The organism is Ruegeria sp. BI12 (assembly GCF_056537985.1).
The window spans coordinates 886,673-907,012 of sequence record NZ_JBQFSL010000002.1 but is presented as its reverse complement, the minus strand read 5'-3'; the positions used below and the strand labels follow the sequence as shown (position 1 = coordinate 907,012).

General features: G+C 54.2%; 11 protein-coding genes. 8 read left to right on the top strand and 3 right to left on the bottom strand.

The genetic code is table 11. The features are described from left to right. Window positions 1-49: 49 nt before the first annotated feature. Both ACR0AK_RS17250 and ACR0AK_RS17245 read right to left on the bottom strand, forming a co-directional pair. Window positions 50-3,004 (bottom strand): SNF2-related protein, encoded by a 2,955-nt coding sequence (locus ACR0AK_RS17250; RefSeq protein WP_480794256.1) that lies wholly within the window; start codon window positions 3,002-3,004, stop codon window positions 50-52. Next, a complete protein-coding gene (locus tag ACR0AK_RS17245; RefSeq protein ID WP_480794255.1) occupies window positions 3,001-5,973 on the bottom strand; it encodes a hypothetical protein in 2,973 nt (990 codons plus the stop codon). The genes ACR0AK_RS17250 and ACR0AK_RS17245 overlap by 4 nt, the downstream gene beginning before the upstream one ends. 199 nt (window positions 5,974-6,172) lie before the next feature. On the opposite strand from ACR0AK_RS17245, the gene ACR0AK_RS17240 reads away from it, so the two are divergent. The 4 genes from ACR0AK_RS17240 to ACR0AK_RS17225 are packed head-to-tail and all read left to right on the top strand — an operon-like array spanning window position 6,173 to window position 15,163. Beyond that, window positions 6,173-8,479, top strand: a complete 2,307-nt coding sequence (locus ACR0AK_RS17240) for a UvrD-helicase domain-containing protein (protein ID WP_480794254.1) — start codon at window positions 6,173-6,175, stop codon at window positions 8,477-8,479. A 26-nt stretch (window positions 8,480-8,505) separates the two neighbouring features. Continuing rightward, window positions 8,506-11,664, top strand: a complete 3,159-nt coding sequence (locus tag ACR0AK_RS17235) for a helicase-related protein (RefSeq protein ID WP_480794253.1) — start codon at window positions 8,506-8,508, stop codon at window positions 11,662-11,664. Then, entirely contained in the window at window positions 11,661-13,481 is a 1,821-nt protein-coding gene (gene drmB, locus ACR0AK_RS17230; protein WP_480794252.1) for a DrmB family protein, read from the top strand. Before ACR0AK_RS17235 ends, drmB begins: the two co-directional genes overlap by 4 nt. A gap of 2 nt (window positions 13,482-13,483) precedes the next feature. Further along, entirely contained in the window at window positions 13,484-15,163 is a 1,680-nt protein-coding gene (locus tag ACR0AK_RS17225) for a nuclease-related domain-containing DEAD/DEAH box helicase (RefSeq protein ID WP_480794251.1), read from the top strand. A 365-nt stretch (window positions 15,164-15,528) separates the two neighbouring features. Here ACR0AK_RS17225 and ACR0AK_RS17220 read toward each other — a convergent pair whose 3' ends face one another. Beyond that, window positions 15,529-16,029, bottom strand: a complete 501-nt coding sequence (locus tag ACR0AK_RS17220) for a GIY-YIG nuclease family protein (RefSeq protein ID WP_480794250.1) — start codon at window positions 16,027-16,029, stop codon at window positions 15,529-15,531. 496 nt (window positions 16,030-16,525) lie between these two features. On the opposite strand from ACR0AK_RS17220, the gene ACR0AK_RS17215 reads away from it, so the two are divergent. Genes ACR0AK_RS17215 through ACR0AK_RS17200 form a run of 4 tightly spaced genes read left to right on the top strand, consistent with a single transcriptional unit; the run spans window position 16,526 to window position 20,319 of the window. Next, the gene (locus ACR0AK_RS17215) at window positions 16,526-16,756 is read left to right on the top strand and encodes a hypothetical protein (RefSeq protein WP_480794249.1); all 231 of its coding nucleotides are present in this window, start codon (window positions 16,526-16,528) and stop codon (window positions 16,754-16,756) included. A 14-nt stretch (window positions 16,757-16,770) separates the two neighbouring features. Beyond that, window positions 16,771-18,651 (top strand): HU family DNA-binding protein, encoded by a 1,881-nt coding sequence (locus ACR0AK_RS17210; RefSeq protein ID WP_480794248.1) that lies wholly within the window; start codon window positions 16,771-16,773, stop codon window positions 18,649-18,651. Further along, window positions 18,651-19,493 (top strand): hypothetical protein, encoded by an 843-nt coding sequence (locus ACR0AK_RS17205; RefSeq protein ID WP_480794247.1) that lies wholly within the window; start codon window positions 18,651-18,653, stop codon window positions 19,491-19,493. Before ACR0AK_RS17210 ends, ACR0AK_RS17205 begins: the two co-directional genes overlap by 1 nt. After that, a complete protein-coding gene (locus ACR0AK_RS17200; protein ID WP_480794246.1) occupies window positions 19,486-20,319 on the top strand; it encodes a DUF6339 family protein in 834 nt (277 codons plus the stop codon). The genes ACR0AK_RS17205 and ACR0AK_RS17200 overlap by 8 nt, the downstream gene beginning before the upstream one ends. Window positions 20,320-20,340: the final 21 nt, after the last annotated feature.

The following is a 20,340-nucleotide window of genomic DNA, read 5'->3' as shown; positions in this document are numbered from 1 at the left end:
CCCCCGCTCGATTGGCGGTGTCTTAGACGAGGACGTACTCCGATCCTGATCACTGATCGCTGACTAGCGACAACAGGATGCATAACGGTTCCGGCTGCGGAAGTTTCAATCGCCCCGCTCCAAATTCCTGGATGAAACTGATCGCCTCAGTGCCATTTAGGCGTGCCATTTCAAGCGAGCGCTCGAGCGCGGAAATCTGGCCCTGCCAGAGTTCGATGGGCACGCCTTCAGGCTGCGAATTTCTGCGTCGTTGCAGTCTGAGCTCTCGGTTCCGGATTTCAATTTCGAATTGACTGGAAACGTGGGTGGCAAACTCTTCCAGCACCGGGAAGAGCTGTGCAACGCTATCGTGATAAAACTGATGCGCTTCAGCTCGTACGAGCTCCGACTGATTTGAGCGAAGTGCGGAGGCCACCTCAGGCTTTAGGAAGTTTGACATGGGCCTTCGGCCACGGGCCATCGCTTTGTCGGTAGACGCCGTAATTGGTTGAAGGCATTGGTCAACATCCTCAGCGTTCATGCGTTTCCACCCGTCTGAACTTCTTACAACCCCCTCTCGGATCAATCTTCCCGGAACTACAAGACGCACCCTGCGCTGTAGTGCGTGGAAAAGTGCTTGTAGAGCCTTCCGGTCTTCACGGAGCGAGCTTCTCTGTGCGTCAGTTGTCGCCCGGTCAAGAAGCGCCCTAGCTCCCGAAGACCAAAGGCCCGGCACCAGTTGATCTGGGAAAGGGTCAAGCGTCGAAACCGCTAGGAACGCAAGAGATCCGACTTTCCGAGCTGGGTGGCCTTCCGGAAGAATAACGCTCGTTTGCACAACCGGTGTATCGGGTCCGAACTGACTGCTGATGGCTTTTGCATATCCACTAAGCAAGGAATCATGGACAACGCTCCCATGGTCAAGGAAATGCAAGGGCCTGGCCGTTTCTTCGCCTTCATCCGTGAACACAGCCTTTCGTGGCGGAGTTCCAATATCTGAGCGCCGATATATGAAGGGAATATGATCGGACATCCAGTTATCACGGGAGGAAGCTGGCAGCTGAAATGGGCTGTCGCCCGCGCGTCCGGTGGCGACTTCACGATAGTACCACAACGTCCTGAAGCGATAGTCGTCTAACGTGTCACGGCGCGAACTCACGTCGAAATCATCAGATTTCCCAATGGCTTGAAGCCATGTCCCTAAGGCGCGTTCTTCTCTTCTGACGGGCGTGTCCTGCGGCCGCGCGATATCTTGCATCATAGCTGGAGCCGGGCAAGAAAGCGCTTGCCACTCAGAGAACGTTTTGACCGCCCGCTCTGTTGTATACGGATCTTGCTCTGTAAGTCGGGTCGCCAATCCGGTTTCGTTACCAGTAAGCCTCGCAATCGAACTGGGAACTTTTCGCGACTTTGCTGTTTTGCCCAGCAGGGCTTGAACCTGTTGCAGTTCGTCAGTGGAAAGTGGCGGCATCGGCGCATCAAACACGCCCAACGAAGCAACCATATCCGCAATTGCGGCTTCCTGCGAACCCTCGATAAGGATGCGCCATATATCGACAGTATTCTGCTTCCGGCTCCGCGATTTCGAGCCGCCAAGGCGGTCGATGCGGCCGATTAGCTGATCGATGCTGTCGATTTCCCAAGGCAGCGAGAAGAAAATGATACCCTGGGCGACGTGATGTAAATTCAGTCCGGCCTGCACCCAGTCACCCACAAGGAGCAGCCTGCTCTCGCCCGCGAGTAGCGGGGCGAGAGTTTCCTGAACCTCTCGAAGGTTAGCGACACCGTCGAGTTCACTTGTTGCAGGGCGCCGCATCACCGAAATCGCTCCTGCCAGATCAGGGAAATAACGAGGTAGTGTCGTGCGGAGCATATCGATCGTAGGGTTGTCGCCACAGACGACGATGAAGGCTCGGTCAGCTGCTGAATTCCATTGATCTGCAAGAATGTCGAGAAGTGCGTCGAGGCGGCTGTCCCCGGGGTCTTCGAGCGCGGCCAATCGCGCTCGTTCTGCCCTTTCGCCTAGATCTCCTTCCTGGATTGAAAGGTCCGTCAGAACGTTTCGCGCAGCCCTTGCGCTTCTCTGCAAAGCGCGTGCAGCAGTCCACAGCGGCCCCTGAAGACCTTTTTCCGGATCAGCGTCTTGCAGCAATCTGTCGGCAATTTCATACCGGGCCCGTTCAGACTCAATAGGTTGGATGCGTACCTCATGGTTACGGCGCCTAGGCAAGAACTCGCTCCATTGGTTCCGTCCGTTGCGGATCACTCTCCTGCCGGCAGCGGCTAGCAAGAAGCTTCGCGACCCTTGCTTTGTGTCGGCGCTATCTCCGATGAGCTCAATAGCGGCATTCTCGCGTTCCTCGAGAACATCACCGAGAGTACGGCCTTCCAATCCCGCCAACTGGCTGGCTTCCGGTTCAATCATCCGCAAGATCAATTCACGCCATGCCGGATCACCGAGGCGCGGAGTAGCAGAGAGTACGAGCGTTTGCCTGAAGTTGTCGGAGGCTTGTGACAACAGTTGGATCGTCTCGCGAGGCATGGTCTGCGGTTCGTCTACTACCAGCAGATCAAACAGAGTTGGGTCTGCAGAGATGGTGCGTGTGCCCTCACCCTGGCGGATCATCAGATCACGAGGCCTTGCAAGAGTAACAGCTGCCGTTTCGTCGGCGCTATTATCGATGGTGCCAGCAAGGGCAGGCATAATGTGCCCACGAACCCAGCATTCCTCCTGCCACTGCGACAAGAGGTTGTCGGGCGCAACGATCATCGTGCGATGCGTGGGATGCTGCCAGCGCAAAGCATTGACAATCATTAATGCCTGGACCGTTTTCCCGAGACCAACTTCATCTGACAAAAGGTATCTGACGTGGGTATCGCCGAGCACGCGCCGCACGGTTGAAAGCTGGTGAGGAAGAGGATCGGCGGCTACACCGAGAGCTCCGCAAAGGCCGATGCTTAGCGCCGAGGTCCTGCGGCGCAGTGCCTGAACTCCATTGACGAAACGAAGGTATTGATCTGTCACGCTGGCGCTCCATCGCGCATATCAAGGCGCGCTAACTTGTAACGGAGAGCAGTATAGCGAACGGCGCGGGCCGATCGCACATCTGACAAGGCTTTTGACAAAAGCCGTGGCCAGTCTTCCTCATATATTGTCGCTTCAGGTGACAGCCAAAATTGCACTAGGTTCCTCAGCTCAGCCCTGCCAATCCATCGCTGGCCAGGCCGACGGGATGCATCAACGTGGCACTCGTCAAGGAGGTCCACAAGATCGTTCTCGGTAAACTCGTCATAAGGTGCAATGGTCAGGGCTATCCAGCGTGAGTCCGGCAAGATGAACCGCCTGAACATCGGTAGTAGTGGCATTTCCTGTGCCTGCTTCAATGCCCTAAGCCAATCCTCTGCCGGGCGCGCCATATCGACTTCTTCGAACGCGTCGCGGTCGTTTTTCTCAAGATGAAGGCGAAGGTCTTCGTAGGCGTCGATCACGGCGAGATCCAAATCTCCGCCCACGTCTTCATCCCAGTGATGCACGGTTTCAGGTAATGTGGTCACTATTGCCCGAAAACGGTCAATCAGGCGGTCTCTGAAAAACATCCAGTCGGAATTGATTTCAATCCTCGGCAGGTCTTCACCTGTAAGGAGGCCCAAGGACTCCGCACATCGAAAGAGCGCTCCATGTTGAGACAAAATGGAAAGGTCTATTCCCGCCTCTGTTTTCCGCCAATCGGTACCGCAAAGCAATTCGATTACAGCCGCTTCGAGCTCGTCGAGAACGGAGAAGCGGCGCCAGTTGCTGATTAGGTGGTCCGCTTCGGCCAGTTGCCAAGCCAAAGTGGCCCGAGCAACATCGGTCAATCCTGCGCAGCCGTCACGGGAGGCGGCTTCACGCAACAGAGACGGCACATTGACCTTCTCTCCGGCCAGTTGTGCAAAGCTGAGCTGACGGTCGTCCGATACAACAATACCGGACCTCAGCGTCTCGTGCCGAGGGGAATCAGGCAAGAGCAGCCTCAGGTCGCCGCCTCCAGTAGCGTCAGCAAGGGGCAGTGGAGAGCCCGGGGTCGCAACGAGAGTCGAGAATGTTCTGTTTTCATTACTTTCGTCCAGCCAGAGCCCTGAAGCCGGGTCGTAGCGGAGGTCCTGGGGGGCGGGTGAAATAAGTGCATGGGCCGGGCGAAGACCTTGGACTTCCACGTTGAGGCGCAGGCCGCTCAAGGGCGCTTGATGCTCCAGCAATTGCGTCTTCAGGCGGCGCAGCGGTGGCGAACCTCCGGCAATGACGTGAGGTAGTCGCTCTATTGTGTCTTCGACTATGGAGATCTGCCGATCACCCGACGAAATGCGAAGGCAGACAGGCACCTGTTCCAATGCAACCGGCGAAGAGATTTTTATCTCCAGTCTGCCAAGTTCAAGGTCACGCAAAGTTGCCCTTGCCGGCTGAATACTGATGGATGCCGGTTCAATATCGGGAGGCTCAACGACCTCGAAAAGGATAGTGTCACCATCGTCGAGTTCGGGCGATGAGAACGTATGCTCTCCGGGAGAAGGCTGAAAAACAGCCCATTTCTTACCGCGCAGCTCGAGCCAATTCGCCGGATGCTTCTCGCCGTCGAGAAACGGAGTGAGGCCATGACTTCGTGCTGAAACAAGGATTGGAAACTGCGCAGAATAGCTTGGAGTAGCGCCAGGCATTGGAATACCGAGAACTAGTAGCTCTGGCTGCTTCGATAATAGCGTGAAACCATGCCGTCGCAGGTACTCAGCGTCGGCATCTGAATCGGTATCGAGACGACGAAACTCGGGCGAACCGGTTTGATCGGTGCGAATCCAATGTATGACGGTCGCACCTAGAGGAAGCACATCCCCCGGTACGACAGCGGTGGCAGTTTGCCCCTCTGACTCAACAAGAAAGAACGAAGCCTCGGCAGGCTGTAAATCTTCTAAGAGAGATTCTGCAGTTTCCTGTTGTGGGCGCAAGAAGGTGTCGCCTCGATACAAAGGAGACTCTGGCAAAAGGCCGAATGGACCCAACTCGATCTCACCGCCGGCAAGAAAGGAGCGCAATGAAATACTGTGTTCCGAGCCTGTTGCTCTTATTCGGTCTCCTTGAATCCGCAAACCTGCGACTACGTCTTCGCGCAGCCCTGCGCTCAGAACAGGTCCGCGAATTGCCAGATCTCGAGGTAAGCCGTCAGAAAGGCTTACTACGAACCGGGAAGATGGAATTCCTTTTGGACGTGAGATCCGTCGTGCGGTATTCCGCCGGGCTTCGGAAATTGCGCGGAACGATCGTGCGTCTTCATGGACATCCCTATCAATCCGTTGAAGAATACCAGCAGACATCCACCCCTCAGAATCGGGAATGAGCAGGCGCCGCATAACCTCGAGCGCGACATTTGTATTTCCAATCCAGTGCTCAAAGCGACGGCTGGCGTGTCCCGCGGCGAGCTTCTTGAGATACTCGATTGCACCTTCTGTATCTTCGAAAGAGATTCCTGCGCGAACAGCTCGCCGCAGTGCGTCTGTAATCTGGGGCTGAATCTCCAGGGGCACCAACGCGTTACCAATTGGCCACGCTATTAATGGAAAGTGTCGCTCCCACGGGCTGTCCCCAGGCCGAAACAGCTGAAAGCTCTTGGTGCCGAGTTCAAACAGCCGGGTGATCGCAGCCCGGAACTCTCCACCGGTCTCAACCGTCAGCTCCCGGGACAGCATCGGCCAGAAGTCCGTTCCTGTCCCACGGTAACGATAGCCAGTTTCGGCAGCCACCACTAACAATGGGAGGTAGCGCCAAGCCCATCTGGCCCCCCTCAATTGAGGGTCCTGCTCAATCTCAAGCGCCAGAGCAGCCCCGAGTTTCGAGAGAGCCTCTTGGTCCAGATCATGTTCTATGGCAAAAACCGGAAAGGCTCCGCGAACACTTGCCAGACCTGAGAAACGATCAGCAAGCGAAGCGTGGTGATCCTCCAGAGTTTTTTGGAACCACGTCATTCGCTCTCCTACACAAAAATCAAAAATTTTGCCGCTTCTTGCGGTTGAAAAATGGCGTAGCCTCGGCGAGAGTGTTCATCATTAAGTCTTTCTAGGTCAACGCCAATTTAGCAGAGAGCCCATTTAAAGCGTGAACACGGTCTCCCAGGAGTTTCGAGATTTGGTTGTGTCGGCAGATCTCGGGCCGACGGCCAGACGTATGATTGCCGACCTTTTACGCAGCATTGTTTATGCCCGGAAAGGCATCAGCCGGATCGCTGCTGTGGAGTGGGTGTCTCAGTTGATGAGCGTTGGTCCCTCCTCGGAAGCAATGTCTACAGTTGAGAGCGTGATCGATACATTGTGCAGCGTTCACGACATCGGCTTTGGGACAGTTCGTGGTGAAGCTGTCCTGGTATCGTTGCCCGAGCGGCGCATATCTCTGCCGGATGGCCGTACTATCACACTAGGGAGCCATGGTATCGGCGCCGGCAAGGGCCCTGATCTTCTTTTCCCGGTCGTAGAAGAGGGCGGAACAGAAACCCTGATCGACTTGCTGCGGGAGTTAGGCCGTAGCGACTTGCAGGGTGTCACCGAGTTGCTGCCATCGGAAGGCCGGTGGACGAAACCGGACCCTATGCCTGAGACTTTGAAGCTCGCGCTTCAACTGTGCGGTTCCTTCGACCCTGTGACGCAGGAGTGGTCGCTGAGCGAGCCGAATGCCAGGTTCCTGAACGAATGGTTCGGGATAGCGTTGTTGCCTGAGGATGCCGAAGGCACTCGGCCACACGATCCCAGCCAAGACAGAGTGATCAAAGCACCAGGCCAAGCCCGCCTCGTAGTCGAGGCAGGACCGGGGTCGGGTAAAACCCATGTTGCGTGTGAACGCGTAATTGCGCTTGTACAGGAGGAAGACCTTTCTCCCTCACGTATCCTGCTTCTGAGTTTCACGCGCATGGCGGTGGCAGAACTCAGAGAGCGGGTTTTGGTGCGGCTCGCTCAGGAGCCGAATGTAACCGCCGTTCAAATACGGACCTTCGACTCCTTCGCCTCACGTCTTCTTTCTGTCACAGGCGCCACGGGCGGGGCTACCTACGATGCCAACATAAGAGCCGCGGCCCAGCTGCTGCGTTCCGGTGATCCGCTGGTTGCAGATGCAATCGGCCAGCTTGAACACGTCATTATCGATGAGGCTCAGGACCTCGTGGGTGATAGAAAGGCGCTTTGCGATGCGCTGGTCGAACTGCTGCATCCGGAATGCGGTGTCACGATTCTTGGTGATTTTGCTCAGGCAATCTATGGCTACCAGGGCCGCAACAGGACTGAGTCCACTTTCCTCTCGGTGAAGGCAGATACAAATGCGTTCGAGACCTGTCGTCTGGAGCATGATCACCGGACCAGTAACAGCTCCCTGAAGCAGCTCTTTTCAGACGCTCGGGAGACACTGCGGAATGACCCTCGAGGTTCTCGTGATACGTACTTCGAGGTGCGCCGGAGAATACAGAACGCGGCTCTCGAGGCAGATGTAAAGAGCTTCACCACCCATCCGTCCACGACAAGCGGCCTGATCCTTACGCGGAGCCGCAACGCGCTCTTTACAGCGGCAGAGGCCCTGCGAGTGGAAGGCCGACAGTTTCGTATGCGCCTTCCCGATCGCCCTATTCGGATCGCGCCTTGGATCGGTGTGACACTTGGCGGACTTTCGGGGTCCGAGAGACTATCAAAAGATGCATTTGAGTTCCTACACAGTGCCGTTCATCCAGCAATTGACCAAGATTATGAGTCATGTTGGGAAATCCTTCTGGAGCTTGACGGAAGCGGTCGAGATAGCATCCTGATTGGCCATGTCGCGGAAGCGCTTGAGGATGCACCTTCGGAGCTACTTTGCGATTATGAAGGCAAACGTGGGCCATTGCTTTCAACGATCCACGCGGTAAAGGGTCGTGAAAATCAACGAGTGATGTTGCTTCTGACGCGTGCTCCATACGGCGACACGGTCGATTGGGGAGAGGAGGCGCGTACACTCTACGTCGGCTCGACACGTTCCTCTGCTGAACTGAGGACGTCATGGATCCATCCGGATAAGTATTATTCCACAGGCAAGCCCGAAAGGTACTGGGCGCCTCGCAAGGACAACAGATTGATTGAAATCGGTCTCGAGGGCGACCTAGAAAACTGGCAGGATTTTACTCGAGCAGTGCAGGTAAGTGATGCTCGGCTTGTGATCGAAGCGATCTGGCGGGCGGCGGCGGGCGGGGTTTCTGGTGAGACGTTCCTTGATTCCCAAGGCAGGTTGCTGGTTCGAGCTAAAGAAAACGATGCTGACGCAATTGGTTGCCTGTCTTCCGGTTTTATCGAAGCGCTGCGGTCCGTAAGTCAGACTAATTCGGATAGTCCAATGCCTGAGCGGATTTCTGGTTTTTCTGTTGTAGGAGCAACAACCGTTGTCGTTCCAGACCGCACGGGTAACGCACCATCTATTGGGTTGATGCCCCTGTTAGGCGGCTTTGCACAGGTGCCTCGCTGAAGCGAAAAAGATCTTGGAGAATGCGAATGAACGATGCCCGCGATACAATGCTTGAACGACTGAAAGTGGACCTCATCGGGCCGGAAGCAAACGACGAGGTAATCACCGACAGGCCGACGGATCGATATCTTACCGGCATTCTCTTTGCTCACAGAGCAACGATTTCTCCAGAAGAGGATGATGAGGCATCTGATGCCGACGACGCGGACTATGCCGGCACATCACTTGACGGGGTAAAGGCCGCATCAACTTTCAGGCCGAGCTCCATGGGCCTGTCGTTCGCGGTTCAGTCGCTGGGGAATGAGGCTTCATTGCGTGTCCGGGTTGAAGGAGCACGTTACCGAGCCGAGGAGCCTGCGAACGAGGATGAAGATACCCGCACTCGACGAGGAAAAGACTGGCGACGCGAGCCGCATGTAGCCGAGCTCGTTCTTCCACTCGACAAATTGCAATCTGGAGAAGTGCCGATAATCAGTCTGGCGGAACATGGGCTTTCTGGCGCAAGCCTTCATGTCCGTGCTGCACCCTGGTCAGATGTCCTTTTGATAACTCTGGCACTGACCAACGATACCAAGCCAGCGCGGGCAAAGAGCCGAGAGGCCAACGAAGAGGCCGCATTGTTTCAGGTTTCGCTGGCTGTTCAATGTGATCGGGAATGCCACCTTGTTCCAAAGCCAGATCGTCTGGTGGGAGCAAACCAAGAGGACGATGCAAAATCGGCGAGTCTGCTTTACAGGAATGTACAGCAGTGGGCTGTGGGGCACACGTGTTCCGCAACATGGAATGAGCCGGTCGACGGCACAATCCAGGAGATAAGAACCAGCTGGTTTCCGGAGGCGACGGTTCACGTTGTCAGCGCGGCGGGTGATGTCGAATTCAAAGGGGACAAAGTTCGTGCCGCGCTTAGTGCCCGCTGGCTCGCAACTCAGGACAGAATTGAGCTTTGCGGGTCCCTGAATGCGTTCGTGGATGCATATTCGGCATGGATTGCAAGGACCGCGGGTGGCGTTACCGGGCTTCCAGCGCAACTGGCTGAGCAAGGCGATCTTCACATGAGGCGTTGCCGTGCGGCAGAGGACCGTATGCGAAGAGGTATCTCACTTCTGGCCGAAGCGCCTGATGTTCTCGATGCCTTTCGCTTGGCCAATGCTGCACTTGCGCTTCAATACTCCTGGAGGGTCGAGCCCGACCCGCCTGACTTGTCATGGAGGCCTTTCCAGCTCGGTTTCGCGCTTCTGAGTTTGGAATCCCTTGCCAATGGCGCTTCGCCAGAGCGCGAGACAATGGACCTCCTCTGGTTCCCGACCGGAGGCGGGAAAACAGAAGCGTATTTGCTTCTCACAGCCTTTACTATATTCCTGCGGCGCCTCAGAGCCGCTGGTGATCCCAGTGGTGCGGGGGTGACCACTTTTATGAGGTACACACTTCGGCTCCTCACAATTCAGCAATTTGAAAGAGCCGCTGCGCTTATTTTGGCCTGCGAATTCATCCGGATCGGCAAGGCCGATGCAGGTATAAGTCAGATACCAAAGCACTTCGAAACTGATGCACCGATCTCTCTCGGTCTCTGGGTCGGAGAAGGGGCTACGCCAAACAGTGTGGCGGATGCCGAGAGAGCCCTTGCGAACAACGGCGAAAGCTCTCCCGCACAGTTGCGAACATGTCCTTGCTGTCACAAGCCTATGGAGTGGAAGCTTTCCGCCAATGGTGATCGGATCGAAGCACGTTGTAATTCGACGTCTTGCGAATTGGCCCAGTCGATAAGCCCAGTACCTGTCTGGACGGTTGACGAGGACGTGTATCGCGAGCAGCCGACGCTCATCATTGGAACGGTGGATAAATACGCACAGATTACGCGAAATCAGACATCGGGTCGTTTGTTCGGTATCGGAACTCCATCAGACCCACCGGAACTTATCATTCAGGATGAGTTGCATCTCATCTCAGGGCCCCTTGGAAGTCTCGCGGGCCTCTATGAAACCGCAATCGACGAACTGTGCCGGGGCACTTCAGGCTGTAGGCCAAAAATCATTGGGTCGACTGCAACAATCCGCCGTGCCGAAGCGCAGATCCGAGCGCTGTTTGATCGAAACTCCTTTCAGTTTCCCCCGCCGGGACTCGATCATACCAATTCCGGGTTTGCTGTTGAGGATCGCACTGTTCCGGGCCGCCGGTATGTTGGCATCTCTACGGTCGGACGCTCGGCCAAATTTACTCAGCAGGCGGTTGCTGCTTCGCTTTTGCAGGCGGCGACTGATCAAAGATTGGATGACAAGTCCCGCGACGGCTACTGGACGTTGGTGAACTATTTCAATTCGCTGCGAGAACTCGGAGGTGCTCTGGTTCTGATGCGAGACGACGCGGCACGAAGTATTCATGATTACGCTGCGCGCCATGGGAATGAGCCAGAGCGCGATGCTCAGACGCAAATCGAGTTGACGAGCCGTGTTCGCTCCAGTGAAATTCCTCGCTTCCTGAAAGACCTGGAGCGGCCATGGAATGATCCGGAGCATATCGATATCGTGTTGGCCAGCAACATGATCTCGGTTGGAATGGACGTCTCGCGTCTTGGCTTGATGTTGGTTAACGGACAACCGAAGACCATCGCAGAGTACATTCAGGCTACGAGCCGCGTTGGTCGCAGCAGCCGTGCCCCCGGCCTTGTGATTACCCTGTTCAACGCCGCAAAGTCTCGAGACCGCAGCCGGTATGAGACTTTCGCCAGCTGGCACCGCAGCCTTTATCGAGACGTCGAAGCAACAAGTGTCACACCCTTCGCCCCGCGCGCTCGAGACAGGGCACTTCATGCTCCGTATGTGGCGCTCGTTCGCCACCTCGTACAAGGGATGACAGACCCAGGAGCTATTGAGCAACATCAGAAAGACGCAGAGGACTTGCTTGAAAAAATCATTGATCGGATCGATCGAATCGATCCGTCCGAGGCTGAAGCTGCGCGACGGCAACTAGACACATTCCTAGACGACTGGTTCGACCATCAAGGTCTTAGCGAGTACTGGAGCGACCATAACGATGCGCTGTTAACCTCCGCGGAAGCTGCCGCTGAGCGCGGAAACAGAGCGCGCTTCAGCAAGCAAAAACCGACGCCAAATTCACTTCGGACGGTTGAGGCGTCGACACCATTCGTTCTCCTTAGCGGATCTCAAGACAGAGAGGCAAATCGATGAAACCTATTGGGAAGATTCGACGGAGCCAGGTTCTCTCTGGCAATGGCCCTGGGGCCATAATTGACTTTCGGGGTGAAGACGGAGCGCCAATTTCGGTGGTTGCAGCTGGTCTCGAGTCCTGGGATAAGCTCTCCACCAAACCAGGTCTGTTGAATGATCAGCGTATCAATCACGAGCCACTGCAGGCGCGTCTTCAAGTTCGGGGCTTCCGGTTGCCACCTGTAGGTGAGGAGCGGTTCGGCCAGTCCAAAAGGCCACGGCTTTTGCCAGCGTATCGTTTCCCCGACTGGCATGTATGCCCGAGTTGCAATCTTTTGCAGCGAAGCCGCTTTTGGGGCTCTGAGATCGAAAAGCCTGAACTCTACTGCACAAACTGCAGCACTGGCAGAGGGCGACGGATCAGAAAAGTCTACGCGGTGCCGGTAAGATTTGTCGTTACTTGCCCTGCCGGGCATCTCCAGGATTTTCCGTGGATGTCCTGGCCGAGACATCTGGAAAAGTGCTCAAGAAAGAAACCCTTAAAGCTTGTTGGCGATGGCGCCGGTCTGAAAGGCCTGAAAGTTCACTGTACTGAATGCAAACAGGAAAAAGATCTGGACGGGGCGCTGTCCCCGGGAGCGCTTGGAAAACTGCCCTGTGAAGGCAAGTCGCCATGGCTGAAATCTGAGGCAAAGGGCTGCAGTCATCAACCCGTCGCAATTCAGCGCGGTGCTTCCAATGCTTACTTTCCGGTCATTGCTTCGGCGTTGGATGTACCTCCTTTCGGCGGTTCATTCCGAGATATGCTTGAAGAATTCTGGGATGATTTGACATCCTTGGACGACCGCAATCAGCTTCCTCTGTATGTGAAGAAGAAGATCCACCCGGTTTGGCCTGATTCACAGGTTACTGCAGACGAACTCGCGGCAAAAATTCTGACTTTGCTCGTTTTGCTGGATGACCAAACCGGCGATCTTCGACCCAACGAGCATATGATGCTCTGTTCGGGGATGGCGGGTGATGAGCATTTCCCCGAGTTTCAAATAAGCCCACAGAGTCTGCCACCCGAGTTGACTGGTTATCTGAGTCACCTCGTGTCAGTCGAACGATTGCGCGAAGTCCGGGTGCTGCGAGGCTTTAGCCGGCTCAATGCTGTGGAGGCCAATGATAACAGTGCCTTTGTCGCCCCGCTTTCTGACACGAAACTGAACTGGCTTCCGGCAATTGAAGTTCGTGGAGAAGGAATCTTCCTAAACTTTGACGAGGAAGAGGTCTTACGTTGGGAGGCCCGGAAAGATGTTTCTGAACGGGCTAAAGAGGCGCACTCTGCGGCAGAAAGCGCGTGGCGCGAGCACAATGGAGACGATCGCCCGTTCCCTATGACGATCTCGCCACGATTCCTTTTGGCACACACGACCGCACATGCTCTTGCTGAGCAGCTGTCGCTGGACAGCGGGTATTCTACCGCTTCCATCAGAGAGCGTCTGTACGTTTCGTCTGGCCCTGGTGGAATGTGCGGCTTCCTTCTGTACACGTCGGCGCCGGATTCCGATGGCACACTTGGTGGGTTATCGCGAAAGGGGCGAACAAGTGAGTTGGGACCGCTTTTGGTTTCTGCCTTGCGTGATCTGGAATGGTGCTCATCTGATCCACTGTGCAGCAGCGGGATCCTGTCTTTATCGGAAGGCTCGGGTTCCGCGGCATGCCATTGCTGCACATTCCTTCCTGAAACTTCCTGCGAGCATTTCAATCGCCACCTTGATCGCGGCATGATTGTCGGCACCCCGGATCAGCCTGGAATCGGATTTTTCAGAAAACTTCTCGACGGGAGTGAGTGATTATGGCCCGCATGTATCCTTCTCAGCTTCCAAAACATGTTATCGAAAATCCAAAACTGTCTTCCGAAATTCGCGTTTACGAGAAGCTTCGCGATCTACTCGCAGGCGATTACAATATATATTACTCACGCTCATGGCATGAAGCGGACGCCGGCGGTGGCGAGTTTGATGGCGAGGCGGACTTCATCGTTGCGCATCGCGAGAATGGACTTCTTTTTCTTGAAGTTAAGGGTGGCCGCGTAAGCTGCCGCAAGGAAGATGGTCAATGGCTCAGTACTGATCGGGATGGATTCACGTTCAGAATCAAGAATCCGATTTCTCAGGCTCGGAGCAGTAAGCATCACTTTCTCAAGCGAATTAAGAAGCGTCTCGGCAGCCGTTTCCTACGAGTTCGTCATGGGGCAATCCTTCCGGGCAGCACTCGACCTTCACGGGCACTTGCTTCTGATGCACCGCTCGAAATCGTGGCCTTTGGTGACGACATAGAGAAACTCGATCGCTGGGTCGTGCGCCGAATGACAGAAGGGGCTGACGATCGAGAAGAGCCACTTGGCCTCGATGGGTTGAAGGCACTTGAAGAACTGCTGGCCAGCCACTTCGAACTTCATGCTCATATCGGTGGCAGTCTCGCGGACGACGCCAAGGAAATAGAACGCCTAACCGGCGAGCAGGCCTGGATACTTGACTCCCTGACTGACAACAATGAACTGGCGATTTCCGGCGGAGCAGGCAGTGGAAAGACCGTTCTGGCAATTGAAGCCGCCATCAGATTTGCAAAGGACGGACAGCGTACATTGTTGACCTGTTTCAACGCGCCACTGGCAAGCCATCTTCAAAACTCATGCAAAGATCAGGAGAACCTTGTAGTCGCCAGTTTCCACTCGCTATGTCGCAAGTTTGCTGAAGGGGCTTCCATTGAGTTGCCTGCGAACGCCGGGCAGGCATTGTTTGATACAATTCTGCCAGAAGCTTTGATGGAGGCAGTTGGTACTCGATCTGATCTCGGCTTCGATACAATCATTATTGATGAGGGTCAGGATTTCCGTGACTCTTGGTTAAACTCAATGCGCATGATCTTGAAAGATGCAGGGCAGCAGCGCTTCTATGTGTTTTTCGACGACAATCAGCGTCTTTTCTCGCAGGACGATAACTTCATCTCAGCTTTGCCGCAGTCGGCCATTCCACTTACGCGAAACCTCAGAAACACCCGGCGCATTCATGCACTTATTTCCAAGTGGTACGAGGGTCGGCGGTCAACGGCCATTGGCCCTGAAGGCGAACCGGTAGGCATAATGGAGTGTCGCTCAAGCGACGTCGCATTTTCCAAAGTGAATGAACGAATAGCTCGCTTGTTATCATCCTCCCAGGTTGGTGTTGGACAGATTGCCGTGCTCACGGGAAATTCGGCAGACTTGAGAGCGCCGCCTAGAAGAATTGCTGGCATCGAAACTTGCTCCGCGGATGGCCTGTTGCCTAACCATATAGTCTTCGACTCTGTCCGCAGATTCAAAGGTCTCTCCCGACCCTGCGTCTTTGTAATCGGCCTTGAAGAATTGCGAGATCCCGAGCTGATTTATGTCGCTACAAGCCGGGCCAATATTCTGCTTGAGCTGGCAGGGACGTCTGAGGACATCGCTCGAATAACCATGACTAAGGAAGATGAGGCTCGTAATACGGGTTAGTCTGCCTTTAGATATCCGCAGCGGGTCAGCCTTTCAATTTTTCAGCGCTGGCCTAGAGCGGTCGTTGAAACCATGTTTTGCCAACGGCCGCTTTCGGGCGTATCCCCAAACGATAAGGGCCGTTATGTTAAATTTGGAAGTAGCGCGTCTTTAAATGCATCGAATGGTTGTCCGTTAAGATGATCGAGCTGTGGTAGCAAATCTGACCCCTGTCAGATTGCTTGCAGCAATTTTAAGCAGGCGACTGTTTGTGAAATGGCAGCAACACTAGCCAAACTAAGAAACTCACCTGTATTGGTTCTTCAGGAGCCGTTTGAAACCGCACCAATCAATTCTTGGACGGTTGTGACGCTGCCCGTGTCGCCTCACTGACCGTGTATGTTCCAACTGGGTTGCTTTCTTTTGATTAATATCTCTTCGATTGCGCTCCTGGCTTCGTCAGGAATTACCTGAATTACGCTTACACCGATATCAGCGCTGTTTTCCAGGCATCCTCGCACTTTGTTGAGCTGGGCTCCTGTACTTTTGTGTTTTGAGAATAGATGCTGGCACAATCGCTCTCTTATGCTTTTTGATTTTCTTTGACCGATGTATTGAAGCCGCCAATCGTTGGTGCCTTGTGCTCTGGCCCAAAGAGCGTAGACGTTGCCACCCTCACTCAAAAGTTGCTTCAAAAAGGCCTCATTCGATCGTTGAGATGCCTTCATCCTCTCTGGCATGCTGCTGGTCAGGTTGTCTTTGTAGTCGATCTCGGCGACTCTTTTTTGATCGAAGAGAAAGTCTTCGGCTTTTGTGGCCGCAGCTTCCAGTACAGTTGTTAAGTCAATTTTCGTTTGGTCTCTTTCTGACATAGCCTCGAGCTTCATTACTGATGAGAACACAGTGTGGCCTGATCCGGTGGGTTCGTTTTGATTGTTAGTTGATGGCCGACTGAGATGTAACTCTGATCTTCGCAAGGCAATGTCGTGTGATCCTATGACGGACCATGTGTAAGGCCGTCATGTTGAGCAATCCTGATCGCGTATTGGTTTCAAGTTTTTTCCAAATCACCCGAAGCAGAGGTCTTTGCGACGAGTCGCGCTTTGCAGCTCCTATGCTTCGGCCAAAGTGGGTATAGAAAGCTCGAATCCGTTTACAAAAGGTGGTCGAAAAACTCGTTGAACTTCCCTGAGGTTGAAATCAATCCCCAGATTGCAAAAGTTATGTTTAAAAGCAGACTACTAATGGCCAGTGAACGTAAGCGCTGACTTGAAATATTTCTCATTTAATGCGTAATATACATATAATGTTACTGCTATTGTTGAAATCATTCGTAAATGTTTCTACATATCTCACGGGTGTAGCACTGCGGCGGAATGTTGAATGGTAGAACGCGATAAGAGAGCGAAGTTCGTGGAGCTCGCAGAGAACAGGGTCAATCGGGCGATCAAGGATTTACGACTTATCGGTAATCTCTCTAATCGCTCGGCCTACGAATTCACAGACGAGGATATCCGCAAGATCTTTCGAGCGCTTCAGAAAGAGCTCGACACTGCGAAGGGGCGATTTTCCCGAGGTGACAAGAGCGGCGACGATGGTTTTCGGATTGATTGAGGTGGGAGTAAAAAATGACTGAGGTTAGGCTGGAGTTTCTTGAGAACCAGGCAGGTGAGGTCGAAGGCTTGGGCCATGCCGGTATTGAGACATTCAGGGACACGCCATTCGTAAGCTGCAGTAAAGAAGCTGGACAGAACACACTGGACGCGGCTGATGGACGCCCTGTTCGCATGGTGCTGCGTGAGCATCAGGTCCCAGCCGGCGAAATCCCGGGAATCGACAAGCTCAGAGATACGATTTCTGTTTGTCTTAAGGCAGCCCGAGTATCCGGGAGTGATAAAGATCGCGACTTCTTCGAGAACGCCAATGAAGTAGTGTCAAACCTGTTCATACCAGTCTTGGAGATCGCTGACTATAACACAACCGGGCTGGAGGGGCCGCCTAACGACGCTTCGTCCAAGTTTCATGCGCTGGTCAAAAGCTCTGGCAAGAGCAATAAGTCTACTGAAACTTCCGGCGGTTCATTCGGGATCGGAAAAAACGCAACCTTTGCCGTTTCCGATCTCAGGACAGTTTTTTATTCCACGCTTTATGACACTCCAGATGGGGAAAAATTCGCATTACAAGGAAAAATCCAGCTGGTTTCACACAGGGATGCCGACGGTATTGAGCGGACTGCCAAGGGCTACTGGGGTCATCCGGAGCACTTTGAGGCGGTGGAAGATCCAAAACTGGTTCCGGCTTGGTTACGGCGCGACACAAAGGGAACCTCGGTTTTTTCCATCGGCTTCCGCGGGCGAGAAGGCTGGATTGACCGGATGACCGTTCCGCTACTGGCAAATTTCTTTGCTGCGGTTGAAGACGGCGACATTGAATTCGAGGTTGGGGACGGCACACGCATTGTGAATACCGAGACAGTGGCTGAATTGCTCGACGACCCGGTGATTGAAGAGGCTGGAGAAGAGGCTTCACATGGTGACGACATCCGACTCGCACGACAGCTATTCTGTTGTCGAAGATCAGAGGAATCAGTGAAAAAACGATTCCGCGTGGATGACCTCGGTGAATTCACAGCGAAAATCCTCGTTGAGGAAGGAATGCCGAAGCGTGTGGCGATCGTCCGCAACGGCATGCTTATCTCACAGTCGCTTGAACACTTCGGGGACAAATTTGCTCGGTTCCCCGGTGCGCGAGATTTCATAATGCTGGTCGAGCCTGCTGATAACGAAGCAAGTAAGGTTTTAAAGTCTTTAGAAAACCCGCAACATAACGCCTTTTCGGCTGGCCGCCTCGATGATCCCGCAAAGCAATCGAAAGTGACGCGGGCGATGAAACAACTCATCCATGAGATACGCAACCTGATCCGAGAGAATGCAGAAATCACCGGAGGTGAAGCGGTAAAGCTCGAGGAACTTGGAGAGTTCTTCGCTGACGCCGGCAGCGAAGAGGCGAAAGTGCCCTCTGCCGAAGACGATCCTGAAACTATAAGATTCACACCGGCAAAGCGCGTCCGTCCAAAGCCCAGAAAACCAGTTGCCAGGTATGTAGAAGGTGAAGAAGGAGGGGCCGGGCATGATGACGGAGCCGGAAGCATTGGAGCAGACGGCAAAGGTACTGGCTCGGGTGCTGGAGAAGGAGGAGAAGGGACGAGGGGACAGCAAAACGTCGTGCGACTCGCCACTGTTCGCAATGTCGAACAGAGCCCGCGGAGCAGAAAGATCTACTTTACTCCAGATGAGGCTGGAGACATCGAGCTCACGTTCCTCGCAACAGGTGTCTATGATGAGACGGAGCTCAGAATAGCTAACGCTTTCGGAATGGCAAATTGCTCAGCCAGAAGCGGGCGCGTTCAAGTAAGCGTTGATCAAGGCAGTCGCGTCGAGATCGAAGTGACATTTGATGACGACTACACTGGCCCGCTCGAGGTCTATGCGATCCGGAGCGCGAGCTGATGAAGATTGATCTGAACAGCCATTTTCCGCATCCTGTTTTGAGTGACGGAAACGACGATTTTCTGAGCGGAAGCTTTGATCTTCAGATCGCCGAGGTCCGCGAGTCTTCCGATGGCAACGTTGAAGTGGATTTTATCCCATTGCTCGGGGCATCCGACATAGAGAAGCTCATCGACAATGGGTCGGCACAAGTTGGTGCATTTATCCGCTGTCAGGATACGTTCTTTTCGGAATTGCGCGCGGCTGGCAATGCTCAGGGAACTTGGAGCTTTGATCGTGGTGCACTTCACGGCCGCGTCGAAGTAAAACCGGCAATCTGGCTAGTAAGACCAGTCAAGAACTGGTCGGCGAAAAGCCTCAATCCGGAATTTGGTGACGCCATCTCAATCCGTGGATCGGAGATCATCGGCCTCGCAAATGATATCGTATTTAGCATTGGCCGGGACAAGCTTCGCAAATTCGAGAGCATTTTTGAGCTTGTTCCATCCGATGACATTCCCAAAGGCCGTCTCAAACTCGACCTTTTGGCTGATTCAATTCGGATCCTTGCTCCTGTCGATCTGTTCAAGTCCATCGAACAGCTGCGAGGTAGCAAAGGAGGCAAATCGATACTGCTCAGTGCTGTATACATGCCAGTAGTCATGGAAGTTCTGGAGAGCATTCGCGGACAGGGAAACTCCGGATACGAAGACAGGCCCTGGTGCCGTGTATTTTCGGCGAAATGCGAGCACCTCGGTATCGACATTGAAAGGGCGCCTCTTCTGGAGAGCGCACAGCGGCTTCTGGGCTCTCCGGTAGATAAGCTAGGGGAATCATTCACGGAGATGATGGACAATGCCTAAACTAAAATACTTTGCTGACAGCACTCTTGCCGAGCTAAAAGCCAATGTTCCGTCCAACCTTGAAATATACCGTGACTCTGGTTTCGAAGATCAGGCTCATCTAAACGGATGGTCGATGGAACTATCCTCGGTTGAGGTGGATCCCGAAAAGTTGGGCAAGTTAGAGCTGTCGGGCGGCACCACAGCGGAGGCCAGAAACTCCCTGATCGTATTTGAGTCTTTCAAGGGGATGACGCCCGCGCTAGCGACTGAAGAGCGTGTCTGGGCGCGCCTTACGCATTTTGAATGCCTAGAATATGCCCGGAAACGGTGGCCCCTGAAAGACGAGCCAAAAGAGGCTGGTGGTTTGCTGGGCAGTCTGACTGGGGCGAAGCGGAAGGCGGCTGAACAGCGCAGAGAGGTGCATCATCAAAACGTCAGTCAGATTGAAACCCACTACTTTGCACGCGGCAGAACAGGGTATCGCGATGATCACGCAGTCTCGCGGCTGTGGTGGAACGCGTTCATCGCCTGGCGGGTTGATCCCGAGGATCAAATTGGTGTTTTGCAGGAGCTCCTACGTTTAGCTGACACAAGGCAGGCTCTTGTTGAACGTCCTATTCTAAGCAACAGGGTCGAGCTGCTGCGCGGTATTGTTAGGATTATGCGGATGCATCCCGATGTCTACGCAACAGGCAAGGCTTTTAACGAGTTCATGAAGGCGCTGAATTTGCGGGGCAGTGGGGTGCTATTTGAGACCCTCGCAGATCAGGATGCTGACAAGATACTCCTTAAGTGCCGTGATGACGCGCTTCGGAAATTGCAGAAAGCTAAGAAGGCGGCATAAGGAGCCTATCGCGAAATGTGG